Raw genomic sequence first — 15,111 nt, 5'->3', positions numbered from 1 at the left:
GCAATTTTGGTTTTTTGAAGGTTTATTTTTCTGGTTTTCTACATGTCAAGTTACAAAAACCAAGCCTCCATAGTCCTCTTGCTGGTCCTCAAGACTATTTCAATAGCCTAAAAACCTACTCGTAACTCAGGGAGGTGACTGGATTGATCAAGGCTACTTTGATCGTATGTACGCTGACAGTCACGATAGTAATGACAATCACGAGAAAACTTGGCACAGCAAAAATCCACCAACTCAGGGAGATCCTTGAAGCAAAATCCTCCAGCCAGGTATCCATGATCCAGACAGACAATGGTATGGACAGGAGAATCGCGATGGCCACCAAGACGATAAACTCCTTGCTGATCAAGCGAAGCAGTCCAAAAAGAGAAGCGCCAAGTACCTTTCGTATTCCAATCTCTTTCGTCCGCTGAATGGCAGTAAGCGAAGACAGACCGAACAAACCCAGCGCGGCAATGAAGATCGCCAAGGCGGAAAAGATACCGAATATGGCGCCAAATTGTTGGTCGGCTTGGTACTGTTGGTTGTAATGCTCGTCGAGGAAGAAATATTCAAAGGGATTACCGGGGAAAATTTCTTTCCAGTCTTCCTCCAGCGTCGCCATCAGATCCCGGATTTGCGAAGTCTGCACTTTCACGGAATAAAATCCGTTAGGCGCATCGTTGTACCGGAAGATCAAGGCGTCATAGGATTTTTTGAGGGATTCCTGATGGTAGTCTTTCATCACTCCCACAATTTTGAAGGTATCGCCCCAAAAGAAAATGCGATCGTTGATCGCCTCCTCCGGGCTCGAAAAGCCCATCAGTCGTGTGGCAGACTCGTTGAGCAGGACGTTTTGCCACTCATTGGTCACCTCATCGGAAAAGTCCCTGCCTGTGACCATCTCCAGGCCGAAGCTTTCGTCGAAAGAACCGTCGGTCATGATCACCCGGTATTGGTTTTGCTCGTCCTCACCTTGGCTGAGTCTGCGAATCCCACCCGCGTTCCAATCAGGCTGGGCTCCGGGAACGGCCGTCGAAGCCGTCACCGAAAGCACCTCCGTATAGTCGGAAATACGCTGTTTAAATACCTGGTATTTTTGCTTGTAGGTAGAATCAGTCACGCTGGGTGACTGCAGGACAACTGTCTGCTCAATGTCCACGCCTAGATCCTGGTTTTGCATATAGCGCAGCTGAAGGAAAACCGTGAAAGTCCCTACCATCAGTGTGATCGAGGCGATAAACTGGGCGATCACCATGCCTTTTCGAAGTAAAAGTCCTTGGTCGGTATTCTTAAATTTTCCTTTCAACACCTCCACAGGACGAAAGGAAGAAAGAACGAAGGCAGGATAAATCCCGGACATCACAGCACCGGAAACGATTAACACCAACAAAACCAGCCAGAAAACAGGCTGCAAAAACAGCTGGTATCCAAGTTCCCGTCCGGTCAATTCGCTAAACCATGGAGTCAGCAGGATCGCAAATCCGGCAGCGAGCGACACGGCTACCAAGTTGAGAAAAAGCGATTCGGTCAGAAACTGCTGTACCAGCTGGGACTGGTATCCTCCCATGACTTTCCTGATGCCTACCTCCCTAGCCCGCTCTACTGACTTGGCTGTGGAAAGATTGACATAGTTAATCCAGGCAATGACTAGGATGAGGATCGCAACTACCGATAAAAAGTAAACGGACTGGCGGTTTCCGTTTGCCTTGAACTCCATGATATAGTCCGAGTCCAGATGGATGTCTTTCACCGGCTGTAGGTGAAAAGTCATACCAGCGTTGTATTTTTTCATTTCCTCTCCCATCTTGGTCTCCACAAAATCGGGCAACTTCGCTTCAAATGCCTCGGCATCGACCTCGTCCTCCAGCAGGATGTAGGTCATGAAGCCATCCCAGTTCCAAGAAGTGATGGGATCGTTCCAGAGTTTTTCGAGGCTGATGAAAGAACCCAGCGCATCTATCTTCATGTGTGTATTGACCGGTAGGTCTTCGAAAACTCCCGAGATCTCGTACTCTGTCTGACCATTGGCTTTTAGGGTTTTTCCTATGGGATTTTCCTGGCCAAAGTATTTTTTTGCCATGGATTCAGACAGCACGATCTTAAATGGCTCCTTGAGTACCAGCGAATCCACCCCATGAATCAGCCGGATGGAAAACACCTCAAAAAAATCCTCCGAAGCGAAATACAAGTCCTCTTCCCTAAAAAAAGTGTCCCCATTGGAAAGCGTCGCACCTCGCTTGGTCAGCCGGGCGAAGGTCTTTACCTCGGAAAAATTGGATTTTAGGTCGGGACCGATTCCGGCAGCACCGGCAGCCCATTGGGTGGAAAGCACTCCCTTGTCGTACCGATCCAGCTGAATGCGAAAAATCCGTTCGTTTTTTTCCAGAAAACTGTCATAGCTCAGCTCATGGAGCACAAACTGTGCGATCAGGATACAGGCCAACATTCCGATGGCAAGACCTGCCACATTGATAAAGGTAAAGACCTTGTTTTTGGAAATATGCCTCCAAAGGGACGTAAAATAATTCTTGAGCATGGGATTGGGCTTTTTGTTGACAGGTCGGAACTAAAAACTGCCTACTTGGCTCCAATTCTATACCGAATAAAAAAACCCGATCTAAGGCCGGAAAATTCGATTCTCTTCAGAGCCAGCCCTTTGTAATCGGACAGAGTTGTCCGACTGCGAACGAAGCCTAGCGCCCGAATCGATAGTAGTCAGCAAGTCGATGCTTTCTCCCGGCAAGCCAGTCCAGGACCATTTCCATTCCCTGGACCGAAAAGGTGATCCCATTCCCGCCAAACCCCAGCACAAAAAATGTATTTTCATACTCTGGGCTCTCACCAATATAGGGGAGTCCATCTTTGGTCCCTCCAAAGGTCCCTCCCCAAGTGAAATCCTCTATAAAATCGACATCGGGAAGGATCCCTTTCAGCTTCTCAACGAGCTTGTCGGCTTTGAATTCTTTGATTTGTTGCTGAAAAAAAGGAATTCGAAAGCTGGAATCCTCCCCGCCGACCAGCAGACGACCGTCGTCTGTCGTACGCATGTAGAGATACGGCTCCTCCGTATTCCAAACCAATGTATCATGCAACCCTTCGGGGAGGCGGATACCCCGCTCACTGATGCTCACATAGGTATGGAAAAGGTCGGCTACCTTTTCCTTTACTAGCTTCGTGCTTTCGAAACCGGTGCAGCAAACCACCTTGTCTGCTTCTATGAACTCACCACTTCCCAATGTGACCCTAGGCCTTGGGCCGGAAGTATCCAGACTTGCCATCTCCGTATGGTCGTATACTCGCATTCTCCGCTGCACACTGGCATGGATAAGCTCGTGAGCCAGCTTATATGCATCGACGCTTGCAGCTGTCTCCGACCAGATCGCGCCATTGCAGATCAGCCCGTACTTTTCCAACACCCGCCCACTGCTGAGCCACTTCACGCCAAGTTGATGCTTGGCACGCATCTCATATTCCTGCTTGAGCCATTCCGCATCCTTATTGGTCTTGGCTATAAAAAGACTTTGTTTTGACAGAAAACCACAATCAATGCCTTTTTCCACCACCATTTTCTCCAAAGAATGGATCGCCGCTATTCCCTCCCGATAGCATCGAACGGCAGGCTCTTCCCCTATCATCCCGCACAGTCGGTACAGCGGCACGTCTATCTCATACTGAAGCATGCTTGTAGTCGCCGCACTGCTTCCCATTGCTACATCGCGCTTGTCTATGAGTGTCACTTGGTACCCGGCCTCTACCAGGGCATGGCTGATCAATGCTCCGGTAATGCCTCCGCCAACGACCAGGATTTCGGTTTCGGCGGATGTCCGCAATGAGGGATAGCTGTACAAAAGCCCGTTCTTTACCAGCCAAAATGATTCAAAAGTTCTTAATCGCATAGATCTGTTTTTCAAAACTATCGTCCGAAAAAACTGGGGATATTTCTAGGAAGACGTTCCGCCTTCGCTCTTTTGCCCCTCAAGCAGCTTCACTTGTTTTTCCATCAGTGCGGTCATTCTGCTTAGCAGTTCAATGTCTTTCGGGGTTGTGACTCTCGAATCATTTGGATCCTCAGCTCTTTTTCTGATGGTGTTCATCAGCTTGACAATCAAGAAAACCGTGAAGCCGATGATCAGAAAATCCACCCCAGCCTCTATGAGCTTTCCATAGCCTATCGCAATCTCCTCCGGCTTGGTGATCCCTTTCTCAGTGGCAGCGTGGCGAAGGATTATACGTTTGTTTTCAAGATTGATCCCGTCAGTAAGAAAAGACAGCGGAGGCAAAAAAATCTCCTTCACCAATACATCGACCACCTTGTTGAAAGCGGCGCCAATAATCACGCCTATGGCTATATCGATCATGTTGCCTTTGACGGCAAACTCTCTGAACTCGTTTAGCAATCTGTAATTAGGCATATGCGGGCTATCCCTTAATAGTGGTACATCGTTTTCACCGAACCTTATTCAAAGGACATACCCAAAATTCCGCCCATAGATTTAATCCAACGCGAAATTTAATAATCTTAATGGCTGGCACGCAGCGCTCTGATTAGGCGGTATTGTCTTTGGATCAGATCGGGATGTTGAGTTCCACATCCTGGGGAAATTATTTTCCAGTTTGTGGATTGTCCAGGGGATTTTCCAAAATGGGTTTGGGAGGGCTGCCTCGCGGCTTGTATAAGTTCCAAATGCCAAGATACTTGACGAAATGCTCCATTATGGCGGAAAATCCCGCTAACCTTGTCGCTATTGCTACATGGTGAGAGACGGGCAAAAGAACGGCGATATCTCAAGCGAACCTCTTAAGTCGTATGCTTTCGGATTGGCAGGATATTGTATTTAATAAGATGCATTTCAACTCAAAACCAACCGCACCATGGACACGAAAGTTATAATCTATCCTTTCATGACGGCTCTGCTCCTTACCGGGTGCAGTGAAAAAAACGGTACGTCCGAAAGCGTCGAAGCCCAAAATGAAATGAGCGGTGAGCTGCATGAAAACGACACCGTTACAGTCAAAAGGGACGGCACTCTACTCGACGGCACGATGGATCTCATGGATTCCATCCCATTGCCGGAAGAAGTACTCGCCTCTATCGAGAAAGATTCGACAGTCTCAGCAGAGGAAATCGTCAGCTCTAGGTCCTTCGCCGAGGGCAACCAAATCTACTACGAGGTGACTTTTGCGACAGCAAACGACCAAACCAAAAAGTTGATATTCGACGAAAAGGGTAAGGTGAGCTCATACAATTGACAAAGGAAACGAAAATGATGATGCCTCCGTTGACCGGCAATGGAACGTTGTGGTAAATTCCAAATAGTAGCTCGCAAGAGGCTATGCCCTGGACAGTAAACCCAAAGTAGATTTCCCACCGGGGAAAATAGCATGAACCATAGCCGAGAGGAGGCGCCATCATTTAACCGATATTTTTAGAGGTGGAAACGGAAGAAACTTTTAAACTTTTTGAGTCGAAGCGTCTCCTGATTGGCGAACAAATCCCCTATTCTTTTTTGCTTGAAGTGCTGGCAAGATCTGCGATCATGTTTATGGTCACCTTGGTTATTCTCCGCATGTCCGGCAAGAGAGGAATCAAACAACTCTCAATTTTCGAACTAGCCATCCTCATATCCCTTGGTTCCGCTGCCGGCGATCCCATGTTCTATCAGGAGGTCGGCCTTCTGCCTGCGATTGCGGTATTGTGCGTTGTCATCATGCTCTACAAATGCCTGACTTATCTCTCGGGAAAATTTGAAAGCATTGAAAAATTTGTAGAAGGCAAAGCAATCAAGCTAATTGAGGAGGGAAGGATACTCCAGCACGTTCTAAAAAAAGAAAGTCTGGCTTATGACGAACTCTTTTCACAGCTAAGACAACATAGTGTTTCCCACTTGGGCCAAATAAAAACAGCCTACTTGGAGACCTCCGGTGACCTAAGCATCTATTATTTTGCCGATCAGCAAACAGATGCTGGCTTGCCCATTTTGCCGGAACTCTATGACCATTCTGTGAACGATTTTAATGGGTCGGTCTATGCCTGCAAGCTCTGCGGAAACACCGCAAAACTTCACCGGATCGAGGTTTGCACGGTATGTGCAGGCCAAGAATGGGTAAAGGCAATAAAGACGACAAGAATTTCATAGCAAGTTCCCTTGTCTCATTTTAGCCGTAAGGACACGCTTATGAAACGATTCCCCCTTATCCTATTGATCTTCGGTGTGGTGGCTATAGTCTGCCATTCCTGCAACCAACAATCTGTTCGGATTTTCAAATCGAACTCGGTAAGAGTCCAGTACATGAATACTTTGGAAAGCGCGGGACTCATCGAAACCAAAGTGGGAAGAACCTGGCAGGAAAGTGGATCTGCAGCCATTGCGGAAGCGCCGATCGTTGAGCTTCCCTTAGCGATACAAGGTAGTTTTAAAGCAAAATCTCTAGAGGCGAGAGCTTGGCGGATAAATCTGGCGCAAGGGGCCACGGTCAATATCACGGTTCACTGGAAGGCCCGGGACAGCAGCAGTCTGATCGTAGACTTCTTAGCTGGTCCTGAGTGGAAGGAGGTCGATTCCTTTACCGCCAGAAATGACTCGCTCACATTTGAAGCTGATCGATCCGGCAACTATCTGCTGAGGATACAGCCCGAACTGCTGGGTGAAGGCAATTTCTTGGTGAGAATCCAAGGAGTTCCCACTTACGCGGTATTCCCTGTACAAGGAAAGGACAGTAAGTCCGTCCAAAGCTTCTGGGGAGATTCGCGCGACGGCGGTCGAAGATCACATGAAGGCGTCGATATTTTTGCAAGTCGAGGTACTCCGGTGCTCGCGCCTGTCAAGGGTGTCGTCACCACTGTACGAGACCAGGGTTTGGGTGGTAAACAGGTCTGGGTAAGGGATAATGAACGCAACTGGCATCTCTACTTCGCCCACTTGGACAGTCAAATGGTAAGAGGGCAACAGCGGGTCACCGCAGGGGACACATTGGGCTTCGTCGGCAACACTGGCAACGCTCGAACGACCGCTCCACATCTACACTTTGCTATATACCACCGCGGAGCCATCGATCCCTTGCCTGCCATTACGGACCAGTTTGACCCGGCGCCTTTACTTACACATCGGGACTTTTCGCAGGTTATGCTCTTGGATGTCAGCAGCGGCAACCTACGAAGCGCACCTTCCACGGGATCTGAAATACGAGCAAAACTGTCCAAAAACCAAGCGGTTTTTGTCCTGGCTGCCACTGACGGGTGGTATCAAATCCGTACGCCGGACGGTCTGGCGGGATTTCTTTCCATTGACTTGCTAAGGGAAGCGGATTCTACGAGCATGCCATCAATCTCCGCCACAGCGCTGACAAGTCTATATCCATCTATTCAAGACTCTTTGACTGTACAATTGGACGATTTCGTAAGACTGGGAACTTCAGCCGACTATGACATAATTCAAGATCAGGATGAAAACATCCTCTATCTACCCCGTAACTCTTCTGACAGAAAATGATAGCGGGCGGTCTTACCCAGCTTGGGGCCTCGGTTACCCAAAGGATATAGGCTCGTTTTTCCGATAATCTACACCCGCCTAAATTCATATGGCAAAAAATAGCCTCTTAAATGCTGGAGCGCTAAACTCGGAGCAAACAATGGATCTATTGAGTCAAAAAGGCATTGCTGTTGAGGTAAGGCATGGAACATCAAATGTTATAAAATAATGAAAGCCAAAATATCAACAACCGACCCCAATCAGAAAAAATCGAACAAAGAACTGGCGCGTGAAGCGAAAGTGACAAAAGAGGACCTTCAGGCCCTCGGACCCAAAGATGATAACCTGAGAGAGGACGGTGGTGATGACGAGGAATTGCTTAGGAGACGCAGAAAAGTTGACTTTGCGGGAGAGGAATTGGACGTTCCCGGAAGTGAACTCGACGACGATCAGGAAGCAATCGGTTCCGAAGATGAGGAAAACAATCTATATAGCAACCCGGATGACGAGGAAGAAAGGTGACTCCATAGTTAGAGTCACTTCTCTTGTCGCCAAAAGACGTTTTGCTCAAGGCTTGTGTCGGATGCAAAGTCTCCAATGAATTAAAGGGAGCTTGTCGAAAAGCTCCCCGATCGAAGCTTGCTTCCACTCCTGAGGATAAGGTAACCTCCCGCGACCCCCAAGGCAGTTCTAAGCGCCATATTGCGGCTAGTTACCGCAAGCGACAATACGTAGGTGCCCGCAATCAGGGAGGTGATGCCCTCCGCGAGATCGGTGAGTTTGCCTGCCCCCTTGATCACATTGAATCGGTCAGGATTCCCAGTTTTGTGGGTTTTGGGATTTTTTTCACCTGCTTTTCTTATGATGAGCGTTTCCATAGCTTTTAGGATAAAGTTTACGGTCATTACAATTGCCTAAACGGTTGTTTCTGCCGGCCCGTTGTGGCTTGGGTAGTAAGCTGCCATCAGCGAAAGGGTATTACGCAATTCGTCTTTCTTATAAATCTGCCCGCCGAGGTTTTCAGGCTGATCTTCCCACTCCACGCTGCCAAACACCTGTGAAGCCGTTATTTGAGCCAACCAATTTGAATCTATATTCTTCGACGTCCTCAGCACGACATTTTTCCCCCAGTATTTTGCCCAAGTGGCCGCAAAAACCACATCCTCTGAAAAGATGTTTTCAGTCGACTCTGGTTTAACCTTGCTGGACGGATTCCTCCATAGCTCTATTACAGAGAAATACTTGCCATGCTTGAAAATAAAATGCTCGACGATCTCGCCAAGTCCACATTGATGGCTCGACATCTTGCCAGAACTCCTGGAAAAATTATCGAAGCAGGGCTTGAGGTCAAAATGTTTTCCCAATTCGGGGACCAACCAGTCGTACCACTCTACTCCATTATCGGAGCAAAACTCACCACAGTCTATGCCCAAGCACAATGACTTAACCCCCTTGCTTTTGAGAGTAACGACAGTGCTGAAGACTTCTGTTTTCCCGTTTTGGGAACTCAACCAAAGGATTACGGGCTTGGACCCAACTCCCTGTGCAAGGAATTTTTCTGAATTGAACTCTTTTTGATTCATCATGACAAAAATTTCGATTAACAATGACACAAACCTCTGCGGTAAGACGATTCCAATGTGTGACACTTTCCAAAAACTTCACCAAAGAAAAATAGTGGCTAACGAAGCCAAAAAGCGAATATCTCCAACCACCGCCCGACAAAAACTACTCAAAATGTAGAGAACGCGCCCATGCGATCCAAAGTAAGGGATCAGACAAGAGATGCTTAACATCGCACTTTTTCCGATATAATCAAATGTTTTCCGAAATGATTACAGTTTTTTATGCAAACGGGTTGCTGGTAAGCAAAATCTTTTTGAAATTCCTGTTTTAACCCCTACTAACGAACCATGAAAAAATTGTCCCTACTCCCGGTGGCCGCTGTTGTCGGCCTATTGTTCTTTCAGGGAACAACCAAGCCCGAAGTCGAAAACTATCCCGTCCACCCCGCTTTGGCTCCTGACATGCCCGCCAACATCAAAGCGATAGTCGACCAAAAATGCTATGGCTGCCACAATGCCGAGTCAAAAAACGAAAAAGGCAAAGCCAAGCTCGACTGGGATGCTTTTGAAGCAGCCAAAAAATCCAAACAGATGGCGACCAAGGGCAAAATCGCCGAAGTATTGGAAAAAGGCGACATGCCTCCCGCAAAATTCCTGGAAATGAAGCCTGAGGGCAAACTGTCCGAAGCCGAACTTGCCACGCTGCTGGACTGGAGTGCAAGCAAGAAGAAAGGCGGGAACTAATGACGCGTTGGCAATGGGTTTTGGGCGGAACAGCTATTTTGCTGCTCGCCATACAGCTGGTCCCGAATGAATTGCCAGCAGTCGAGTCCAACAATCCCGGCGACCTGATCCAAAGCGGCGTCGTAGGAGAAGACGTGGCGGTACTCCTAAAAAATGCCTGCTATGACTGCCATAGCAACGAATCGAAATATCCTTGGTATTCCAACGTTGCTCCGGCATCATGGCTTGTCGCAAAGGACGTAAGAGAGGCAAGAGAGGAACTAAATTTCTCCCTTTGGCAAGACTATGATATGATGGACCAACTCGGAAAATTGGACGACATCTATTTGGAGGTCGATGAGGGTAAGATGCCTTTGGGCATTTACACACTCATGCATCCTTCCGCAAAGCTTGACGAAACCCAGCGCAAGACAATCGTGGAATGGGCTGAGGCTACTATGGACGTAATCGCGGAGGAAGAAGAGGATGAGCCTGTAGAAATCGAATAAATTAAAATTGATAACAATACCTTAAGGGAAGCAGTCAGCGCTGCTTCCCTTTTTTCGTCTATCTTCGATCACCATGATTGGCATTCGAGCATAAGGTTTACCGCCTTATAGACAAACAAGATCGATTTGTCCCGCCTAGTGCTAGTCCAAATCCATCCTATGACCAGTATTCAACAAAACCATTCTCAAAACTTCATGAAAACCCGAGTCCTTTTAGTTTTTGCTCTATTGCTCAGCATCGGCAGCACCTTTGCCCAGAAAAGATCCAAATCCCCAAAAAACATCATCCTAATGGTGGGCGACGGAATGGGCGTTGCCCAAATCTACGCTGGCCTCACCGGCAACCATGGCCACCTCAATCTGGAACAATTCCCAGTGGTCGGTTTCCACAAAAACCAAGCGAGCAATGCCTTTGTCACTGATTCCGCAGCCGGTGCTACTGCTTTCTCATGCGGAGTTAAGACCTATAATGGTGCGATTGGCGTGGATGCCGAGGGCAATCCCGTTCCGACAATCCTTGAAATCGCTGAAGAAAACGGCCTCGCAACAGGTATGGTGGCGACTTGCTCCATCACCCACGCCACACCGGCAAGCTTTATCTCTCATCAATCTTCTCGGTCCTTGGACGAAAATATCGCGCTTGACTTTCTCAGTACGGACATCGATGTCTTTATCGGCGGTGGCAGAAAGTTCTTCTCTAGCCGTGCTGATGGCGCCAATTTGATCGATTCCCTAGAAAACAGAAGCTACCAGATCGCCAATTCCATCGAAGAAGTTCAGGCGGTGAAAAGCGGTAAACTGGCAGCTTTCCTAGCCGATGAGCAGCAGGCGAGATTTTCCGAAGGACGTGGAGATGAGCTGGTAAAATCCACAGAAGTGGCATTGAATCTATTAAAGACAAACAAAAAGGGGATGTTTTTGATGATCGAAGGCTCGCAAATAGATTGGGGAGGACATGCCAACAACACCCAATACATCGTGGAAGAGATGATCGACTTTGACAATGCCATTGGGAAAGTCTTGGAATTTGCCAAAAACGATGGAAACACCCTGGTGATCATCACCGCAGATCACGAAACCGGAGGCTTCACCATCAACAAGGGAAGCACCGAGACAGGGATGGTTGAAGGTAAATTTACGACCGGAAGCCATACCGGCGTAATGATCCCAGTCTTCGCCTTTGGCCCGGGATCCGAAGCCTTTGCAGGAATCTATGAAAACAACGAGATCTTCCACAAAATGCTCAAGGCTTACCGATTCTGATAAGCTCAATAAAAACCAGATTTTGACCCGCGTTTAAAACTACTTTTGGGGAGGCGAGACAGATGAACTCGCCTTTCTTTTTACGAAAAAATCCCTGACGGACTCCAAGGAACTGAAACTGACTTTTGGTCAATCCTCTTTTTCAAAAACCAAAAAGTGTTGAATCCGCATAAACTGTCCATTTTGTGCCAGCTTGAAGCCATTAGCGCTCAATTCTTTTGTCAGCTGATCCACCGTCATTTTATGGAGTGGCCGGATAGCAACGGCTGGATCCTCACCCCGATATTCGATTAAGAGCAGCTTTCCATCTGGCTTCAGTGACTGTTTGATCGCAGAAAGCATTTCGACGGGGTATTCCAGCTCGTGGTACACATCCACCATGATCACCAGGTCGATGGCGTTGGAGGGCAAATTGGGGCTCTTTACGGCTCCTCTGACGGTTTCGACGTTGGTGAATCCAAGCTCCTTGCTGCGGGCGTTCAGGAATGCGATAGCATCATCCTGAATCTCCACGGCATAGACCTTCCCCTCCGGTACCTTCGGCGCAATGCGGAAAGTATAGAAACCAGAGCCTGCCCCAATGTCGGCTACTACGCTAGTGGCGGAGATGGGCAAATTTTGAATTGCCAAACCGGTGTTTTCCTCGTTCTCACGGCTGCTGCGCTCCAGCCATGCCCTGCCTTGGAAGTCCATTATTCCAGCGATCTCCCGCCCCATGTAGACCTTTCCTATTCCGCCCGAACTGGGTGTCTTGAGCGAATATCCCTCGGCATCTTTATCGGAATTTTGCGCCGCGCAAGAAGCTGCTAAACAAAGCCCCAAAACGCATGAAAAAAGCAACTTCGTTGGATTCATAATATTGGTATTTGGTGGGACAATTCAGTACGACATTTTATCAAAAAAGTCTTTCGTTCTCTCAAACAAGTTCGACAAAGAAATCCGAAACGCCACCCCGGCCCACAAAAAACCTAAGCTTAGACCAAGTGCAAAGCCGAGAAAAATTCCGTTAAAAAAAGCCAGGGAAAATCCATCTTTAGCAAGAAAATTCAAGCGGGAAAATACTCGAATTCCAAACCAATTTTTGGCGTGCTCAAGTCGGAAAAAACCAGATCAGGTAGGTGAAAAAAAAGATCGATTTAACGCCTCAATTTTCCGGATTTGATTGGAGGGTTTCTGGCAAGTCAGGGTACCTATCAAACTCGAAAAAAGACCATAGAAGAAACCTATGACTTGGGAAAATCTGGAGTCAAACTGGACCTAGCTCCTCGGAAAAAACACCTCCCGAAAAACTGAATTTGAACCCGCCTTGCGACTTAATCAAGCAGGGCGAAAATTTGGATCATACACTACGTAGTTTTCTGAAATCATCCATATTTCCCTATTCCTGACTAAAGGGATCTCCATCGCCAATCGTCTTAAAGTATTCCTAGGCGATCCCATGGAGAATCGCTGTCATAACTGAAATCAATCGTACACAAAACCAGTCAGACGAGTAAAAGACAAACGTGAGTTGCCGAACAAGTATTTGGTCGCCTTAGCTGAGATTGGATAAAAAAGCCCTTAAAAAAAACCTCTTAAACCTGAAAATAAATCAATTATATTTAATTGATTTACAATGATATTATAAAATTTAAAATCAACCTTTACTTTTATATATATTCTGATTTTCAAGACTCAGAATAATATTTGGAATATGCTGGTAAGGCATCTCCATGCTACATTACCTTCCCTTCTTCATGCTACTTCAACAAGGGATGACACTTTCTAGGCAAGTAGAGTGTAAGCCTATTTTTAGACAAGGCTAAAAATCATGAGTCTAGCTCTCTATCTTGCAAATGCTGATTTTCGTGATGGAATTGCTACGTAGAAGATTTGAATTTTTCATTACGTAAGCCTGCTTTTTCCTCTGGGATTTAGCTTTAGGCCTCCTGCCGATTTTTGTGTAGTTTTAGGAGTCATTTTTCCCTTATCTCATGCTGGATATCCTTCGAACTTTTTCCCTTTCCTTACCCGAGACAAGCGAGGAACCTCACTTCGAGAAGACGTCTTTTCGTGTGAGAAAAAAGATCTTCGTAACCTATGATTTCGACACCCGGTTTGCCTGTTTCAAACTGTCCGAAAAGGACCAAGATCTCTTCTCGCTTTTCGATTCTTCCTTGGTATTTCCGGTCCCAAATAAATGGGGAAAACAGGGCTGGACTTTGGCCAAAATTGAGGCTTTAGACCAAGGCGTAATTCAGGATATAATTTGCGCAGCGTACAACCAAGTGGCTCCGGAAAAACTCAAACTACCACCCTCCTCCCCCAACTCGTCCGAAACATGAAAATCAAGTTTTCCTCCTCCTTCAAATCGCCCGAAAGCGATCGAGCTTGGTTCAAAAATTGGGTCGGTCAATTGGAGCAGACCAATGGGCGGATCTATGAAAAAATCGAGGTAAAAACCACAATTGGAACTACGATGGTGTATGGACTTCAGACCTCGGACAAGACCTTGGAACCGCTTGTGATTTTCCCCGGTGCCCGGACTACTTCCTTGATTTGGGACTTTGATCGCAACCTCGATTTGCTCCTAGATCGATTCCGAATCTACCTGGTCGAAACAAACGGTCTCCCAAACCTCAGCGATGGTGATACCCCCGACGTCCACTCCCTAGATTATGGACACTGGGCTGCCCAATGATGGAGAAACTGGACCTTCAATCGAGCTATATTGCAGGAGCATCTTTTGGCGGCTTGGTTAACATGAAGCTTTGCATTACCAACCCAGAAAGGGTAAAAGCTGTCTTTCTTTTTAACCCGGGATGTTTTCAGCCATTTTCCTTAGCGCTAAGCAATCTTTACTATAATCTGCTGCCAATCCTTATCCCAAAGCGGAAAAATGTCGAGAAGTTCTTAAAAAAGGCGATTTTCAAAGATCCGGAACATCTTATCTCCCCCAATGCCTGGAATCTGTTGGTGGACTATGAACTTTTTGCCCTAACCCGTTACGATGACAAAACCCAAAAGCCCTATTTCATGAATCAGGAATTGACCTTAGTTCAATCCGGTGTTTATCTAATTTTGGGAGAGAAAGACCTCCTATTTCCAGCTGAAAAATCACTTGAAAATGGCCGCAAGCTTCTTCCCAATTTAAGGGCATTCCAAATACTACGAGCTGGACATGGCGTGGAAACGATGAACAAAGCCTTGTATTTCCTCAAAGACAATATCGCTTTGTTGGAAAACTGGAAATGAGCAAATCAATGGTAAATTGCTCCAAATTTCAACCATGAACTGGATTATCCTGATTATCGCAGGTCTTTTTGAAGTAGGCTTTGCCGCTTGTCTGGGCAAAGCAAAGGAAAGTACCGGAATGGCCGCCATCTACTGGTATGGCGGCTTTATCGTTTGTCTCACGATCAGCATGGTGTTACTCGTTCGTGCGACTAGGGAACTTCCCATTGGAACCGCCTATGCAGTTTGGACGGGGATTGGTGCAGTCGGTACCGTCTTGGTAGGCATTTTCGTATTTAAGGAGCCTGCCGACTTTTGGAGGGTGTTTTTTATTACCACGCTGATAGCCTCGATTATCGGACTTAAGGTCGTCTCCCACTGATCAAC

At 47.1% G+C, this 15,111-nt stretch carries 17 protein-coding genes; 11 read left to right on the top strand and 6 right to left on the bottom strand.

Annotation, left to right across the window (positions count from 1 at the left end; translation table 11 throughout):
* Positions 1–115: 115 nt before the first annotated feature.
* From J0A67_RS01120 to mscL, 3 genes are all read right to left on the bottom strand, one after another.
* On the bottom strand, positions 116–2,518 hold the full coding sequence (locus tag J0A67_RS01120) for an ABC transporter permease (RefSeq protein WP_206567431.1): 2,403 nt from the start codon (positions 2,516–2,518) through the stop codon (positions 116–118).
* A gap of 157 nt (positions 2,519–2,675) precedes the next feature.
* Positions 2,676–3,878 carry an NAD(P)/FAD-dependent oxidoreductase gene (locus tag J0A67_RS01115; protein WP_206567430.1) on the bottom strand — a complete coding sequence of 401 codons (1,203 nt, stop codon included), beginning with the start codon at positions 3,876–3,878 and terminating at the stop codon, positions 2,676–2,678.
* A gap of 45 nt (positions 3,879–3,923) precedes the next feature.
* Positions 3,924–4,394, bottom strand: coding sequence for a large conductance mechanosensitive channel protein MscL (mscL, locus tag J0A67_RS01110; RefSeq protein WP_206567429.1), 471 nt, complete (start codon positions 4,392–4,394; stop codon positions 3,924–3,926).
* Positions 4,395–4,854: 460 nt separating this feature from the next.
* Here mscL and J0A67_RS01105 point away from each other — a divergent pair, with 460 nt between their 5' ends.
* From J0A67_RS01105 to J0A67_RS01090, 4 genes are all read left to right on the top strand, one after another.
* On the top strand, positions 4,855–5,232 hold the full coding sequence (locus J0A67_RS01105) for a hypothetical protein (protein ID WP_206567428.1): 378 nt from the start codon (positions 4,855–4,857) through the stop codon (positions 5,230–5,232).
* 182 nt (positions 5,233–5,414) lie between these two features.
* Positions 5,415–6,119 (top strand): DUF421 domain-containing protein, encoded by a 705-nt coding sequence (locus J0A67_RS23205; protein ID WP_206567427.1) that lies wholly within the window; start codon positions 5,415–5,417, stop codon positions 6,117–6,119.
* Between the two features lie 39 nt (positions 6,120–6,158).
* Positions 6,159–7,472, top strand: a complete 1,314-nt coding sequence (locus J0A67_RS01095) for a M23 family metallopeptidase (protein ID WP_206567426.1) — start codon at positions 6,159–6,161, stop codon at positions 7,470–7,472.
* A 207-nt stretch (positions 7,473–7,679) separates the two neighbouring features.
* Positions 7,680–7,973, top strand: a complete 294-nt coding sequence (locus tag J0A67_RS01090) for a hypothetical protein (protein WP_206568647.1) — start codon at positions 7,680–7,682, stop codon at positions 7,971–7,973.
* 80 nt (positions 7,974–8,053) lie between these two features.
* On the opposite strand, the gene J0A67_RS01085 is transcribed toward J0A67_RS01090, so the two are convergent.
* Together J0A67_RS01085 and J0A67_RS01080 are read right to left on the bottom strand one after the other, a co-directional pair.
* Entirely contained in the window at positions 8,054–8,329 is a 276-nt protein-coding gene (locus J0A67_RS01085; RefSeq protein ID WP_206567425.1) for a hypothetical protein, read from the bottom strand.
* Between the two features lie 36 nt (positions 8,330–8,365).
* Positions 8,366–9,037: a hypothetical protein gene (locus J0A67_RS01080; RefSeq protein ID WP_206567424.1), complete on the bottom strand. Its 672-nt coding sequence runs from the start codon at positions 9,035–9,037 to the stop codon at positions 8,366–8,368.
* A 327-nt stretch (positions 9,038–9,364) separates the two neighbouring features.
* On the opposite strand from J0A67_RS01080, the gene J0A67_RS01075 reads away from it, so the two are divergent.
* The 3 genes from J0A67_RS01075 (at position 9,365) to J0A67_RS01065 (ending at position 11,511) form a co-directional block, all read left to right on the top strand.
* The gene (locus tag J0A67_RS01075) at positions 9,365–9,760 is read left to right on the top strand and encodes a heme-binding domain-containing protein (RefSeq protein ID WP_206567423.1); all 396 of its coding nucleotides are present in this window, start codon (positions 9,365–9,367) and stop codon (positions 9,758–9,760) included.
* Positions 9,760–10,248, top strand: a complete 489-nt coding sequence (locus J0A67_RS01070; RefSeq protein ID WP_206567422.1) for a heme-binding domain-containing protein — start codon at positions 9,760–9,762, stop codon at positions 10,246–10,248. Before J0A67_RS01075 ends, J0A67_RS01070 begins: the two co-directional genes overlap by 1 nt.
* A gap of 195 nt (positions 10,249–10,443) precedes the next feature.
* On the top strand, positions 10,444–11,511 hold the full coding sequence (locus J0A67_RS01065) for an alkaline phosphatase (RefSeq protein WP_206567421.1): 1,068 nt from the start codon (positions 10,444–10,446) through the stop codon (positions 11,509–11,511).
* Between the two features lie 129 nt (positions 11,512–11,640).
* Here the strand turns inward: J0A67_RS01065 and J0A67_RS01060 are convergent, their stop codons facing one another.
* Positions 11,641–12,366: a class I SAM-dependent methyltransferase gene (locus J0A67_RS01060; RefSeq protein ID WP_206567420.1), complete on the bottom strand. Its 726-nt coding sequence runs from the start codon at positions 12,364–12,366 to the stop codon at positions 11,641–11,643.
* 1,118 nt (positions 12,367–13,484) lie between these two features.
* On the opposite strand from J0A67_RS01060, the gene J0A67_RS01055 reads away from it, so the two are divergent.
* Genes J0A67_RS01055 through J0A67_RS01045 form a run of 4 tightly spaced genes read left to right on the top strand, consistent with a single transcriptional unit; the run spans position 13,485 to position 15,106 of the window.
* Entirely contained in the window at positions 13,485–13,835 is a 351-nt protein-coding gene (locus J0A67_RS01055) for an MmcQ/YjbR family DNA-binding protein (RefSeq protein WP_206567419.1), read from the top strand.
* The gene (locus J0A67_RS23010; RefSeq protein ID WP_241265030.1) at positions 13,832–14,191 is read left to right on the top strand and encodes a hypothetical protein; all 360 of its coding nucleotides are present in this window, start codon (positions 13,832–13,834) and stop codon (positions 14,189–14,191) included. The genes J0A67_RS01055 and J0A67_RS23010 overlap by 4 nt, the downstream gene beginning before the upstream one ends.
* Positions 14,188–14,745, top strand: a complete 558-nt coding sequence (locus J0A67_RS23005) for an alpha/beta fold hydrolase (protein WP_241265029.1) — start codon at positions 14,188–14,190, stop codon at positions 14,743–14,745. Before J0A67_RS23010 ends, J0A67_RS23005 begins: the two co-directional genes overlap by 4 nt.
* Before the next feature lie 34 nt (positions 14,746–14,779).
* Entirely contained in the window at positions 14,780–15,106 is a 327-nt protein-coding gene (locus tag J0A67_RS01045) for a DMT family transporter (protein ID WP_206567418.1), read from the top strand.
* The last annotated feature ends 5 nt before the right edge of the window (positions 15,107–15,111 follow it).

It is taken from the genome of Algoriphagus aestuariicola (assembly GCF_017254835.1).
GTDB lineage: Bacteria > Bacteroidota > Bacteroidia > Cytophagales > Cyclobacteriaceae > Algoriphagus > Algoriphagus aestuariicola.
This window is presented reverse-complemented; position numbering and strand designations above follow the sequence as displayed.

Coding starts and splice junctions, on each gene's coding strand:
- J0A67_RS01120 (WP_206567431.1), bottom strand. CDS start 2,518: ATGCTCAAGAATTATTTTACGTCCCTTTGGAGGCATATTTCCAAAAAC.
- J0A67_RS01115 (WP_206567430.1), bottom strand. CDS start 3,878: ATGCGATTAAGAACTTTTGAATCATTTTGGCTGGTAAAGAACGGGCTT.
- mscL (WP_206567429.1), bottom strand. CDS start 4,394: ATGCCTAATTACAGATTGCTAAACGAGTTCAGAGAGTTTGCCGTCAAA.
- J0A67_RS01105 (WP_206567428.1), top strand. CDS start 4,855: ATGGACACGAAAGTTATAATCTATCCTTTCATGACGGCTCTGCTCCTT.
- J0A67_RS01095 (WP_206567426.1), top strand. CDS start 6,159: ATGAAACGATTCCCCCTTATCCTATTGATCTTCGGTGTGGTGGCTATA.
- J0A67_RS01090 (WP_206568647.1), top strand. CDS start 7,680: ATGAAAGCCAAAATATCAACAACCGACCCCAATCAGAAAAAATCGAAC.
- J0A67_RS01085 (WP_206567425.1), bottom strand. CDS start 8,329: ATGGAAACGCTCATCATAAGAAAAGCAGGTGAAAAAAATCCCAAAACC.
- J0A67_RS01080 (WP_206567424.1), bottom strand. CDS start 9,037: ATGATGAATCAAAAAGAGTTCAATTCAGAAAAATTCCTTGCACAGGGA.
- J0A67_RS01075 (WP_206567423.1), top strand. CDS start 9,365: ATGAAAAAATTGTCCCTACTCCCGGTGGCCGCTGTTGTCGGCCTATTG.
- J0A67_RS01070 (WP_206567422.1), top strand. CDS start 9,760: ATGACGCGTTGGCAATGGGTTTTGGGCGGAACAGCTATTTTGCTGCTC.
- J0A67_RS01065 (WP_206567421.1), top strand. CDS start 10,444: ATGAAAACCCGAGTCCTTTTAGTTTTTGCTCTATTGCTCAGCATCGGC.
- J0A67_RS01060 (WP_206567420.1), bottom strand. CDS start 12,366: ATGAATCCAACGAAGTTGCTTTTTTCATGCGTTTTGGGGCTTTGTTTA.
- J0A67_RS01055 (WP_206567419.1), top strand. CDS start 13,485: ATGCTGGATATCCTTCGAACTTTTTCCCTTTCCTTACCCGAGACAAGC.
- J0A67_RS23010 (WP_241265030.1), top strand. CDS start 13,832: ATGAAAATCAAGTTTTCCTCCTCCTTCAAATCGCCCGAAAGCGATCGA.
- J0A67_RS23005 (WP_241265029.1), top strand. CDS start 14,188: ATGATGGAGAAACTGGACCTTCAATCGAGCTATATTGCAGGAGCATCT.
- J0A67_RS01045 (WP_206567418.1), top strand. CDS start 14,780: ATGAACTGGATTATCCTGATTATCGCAGGTCTTTTTGAAGTAGGCTTT.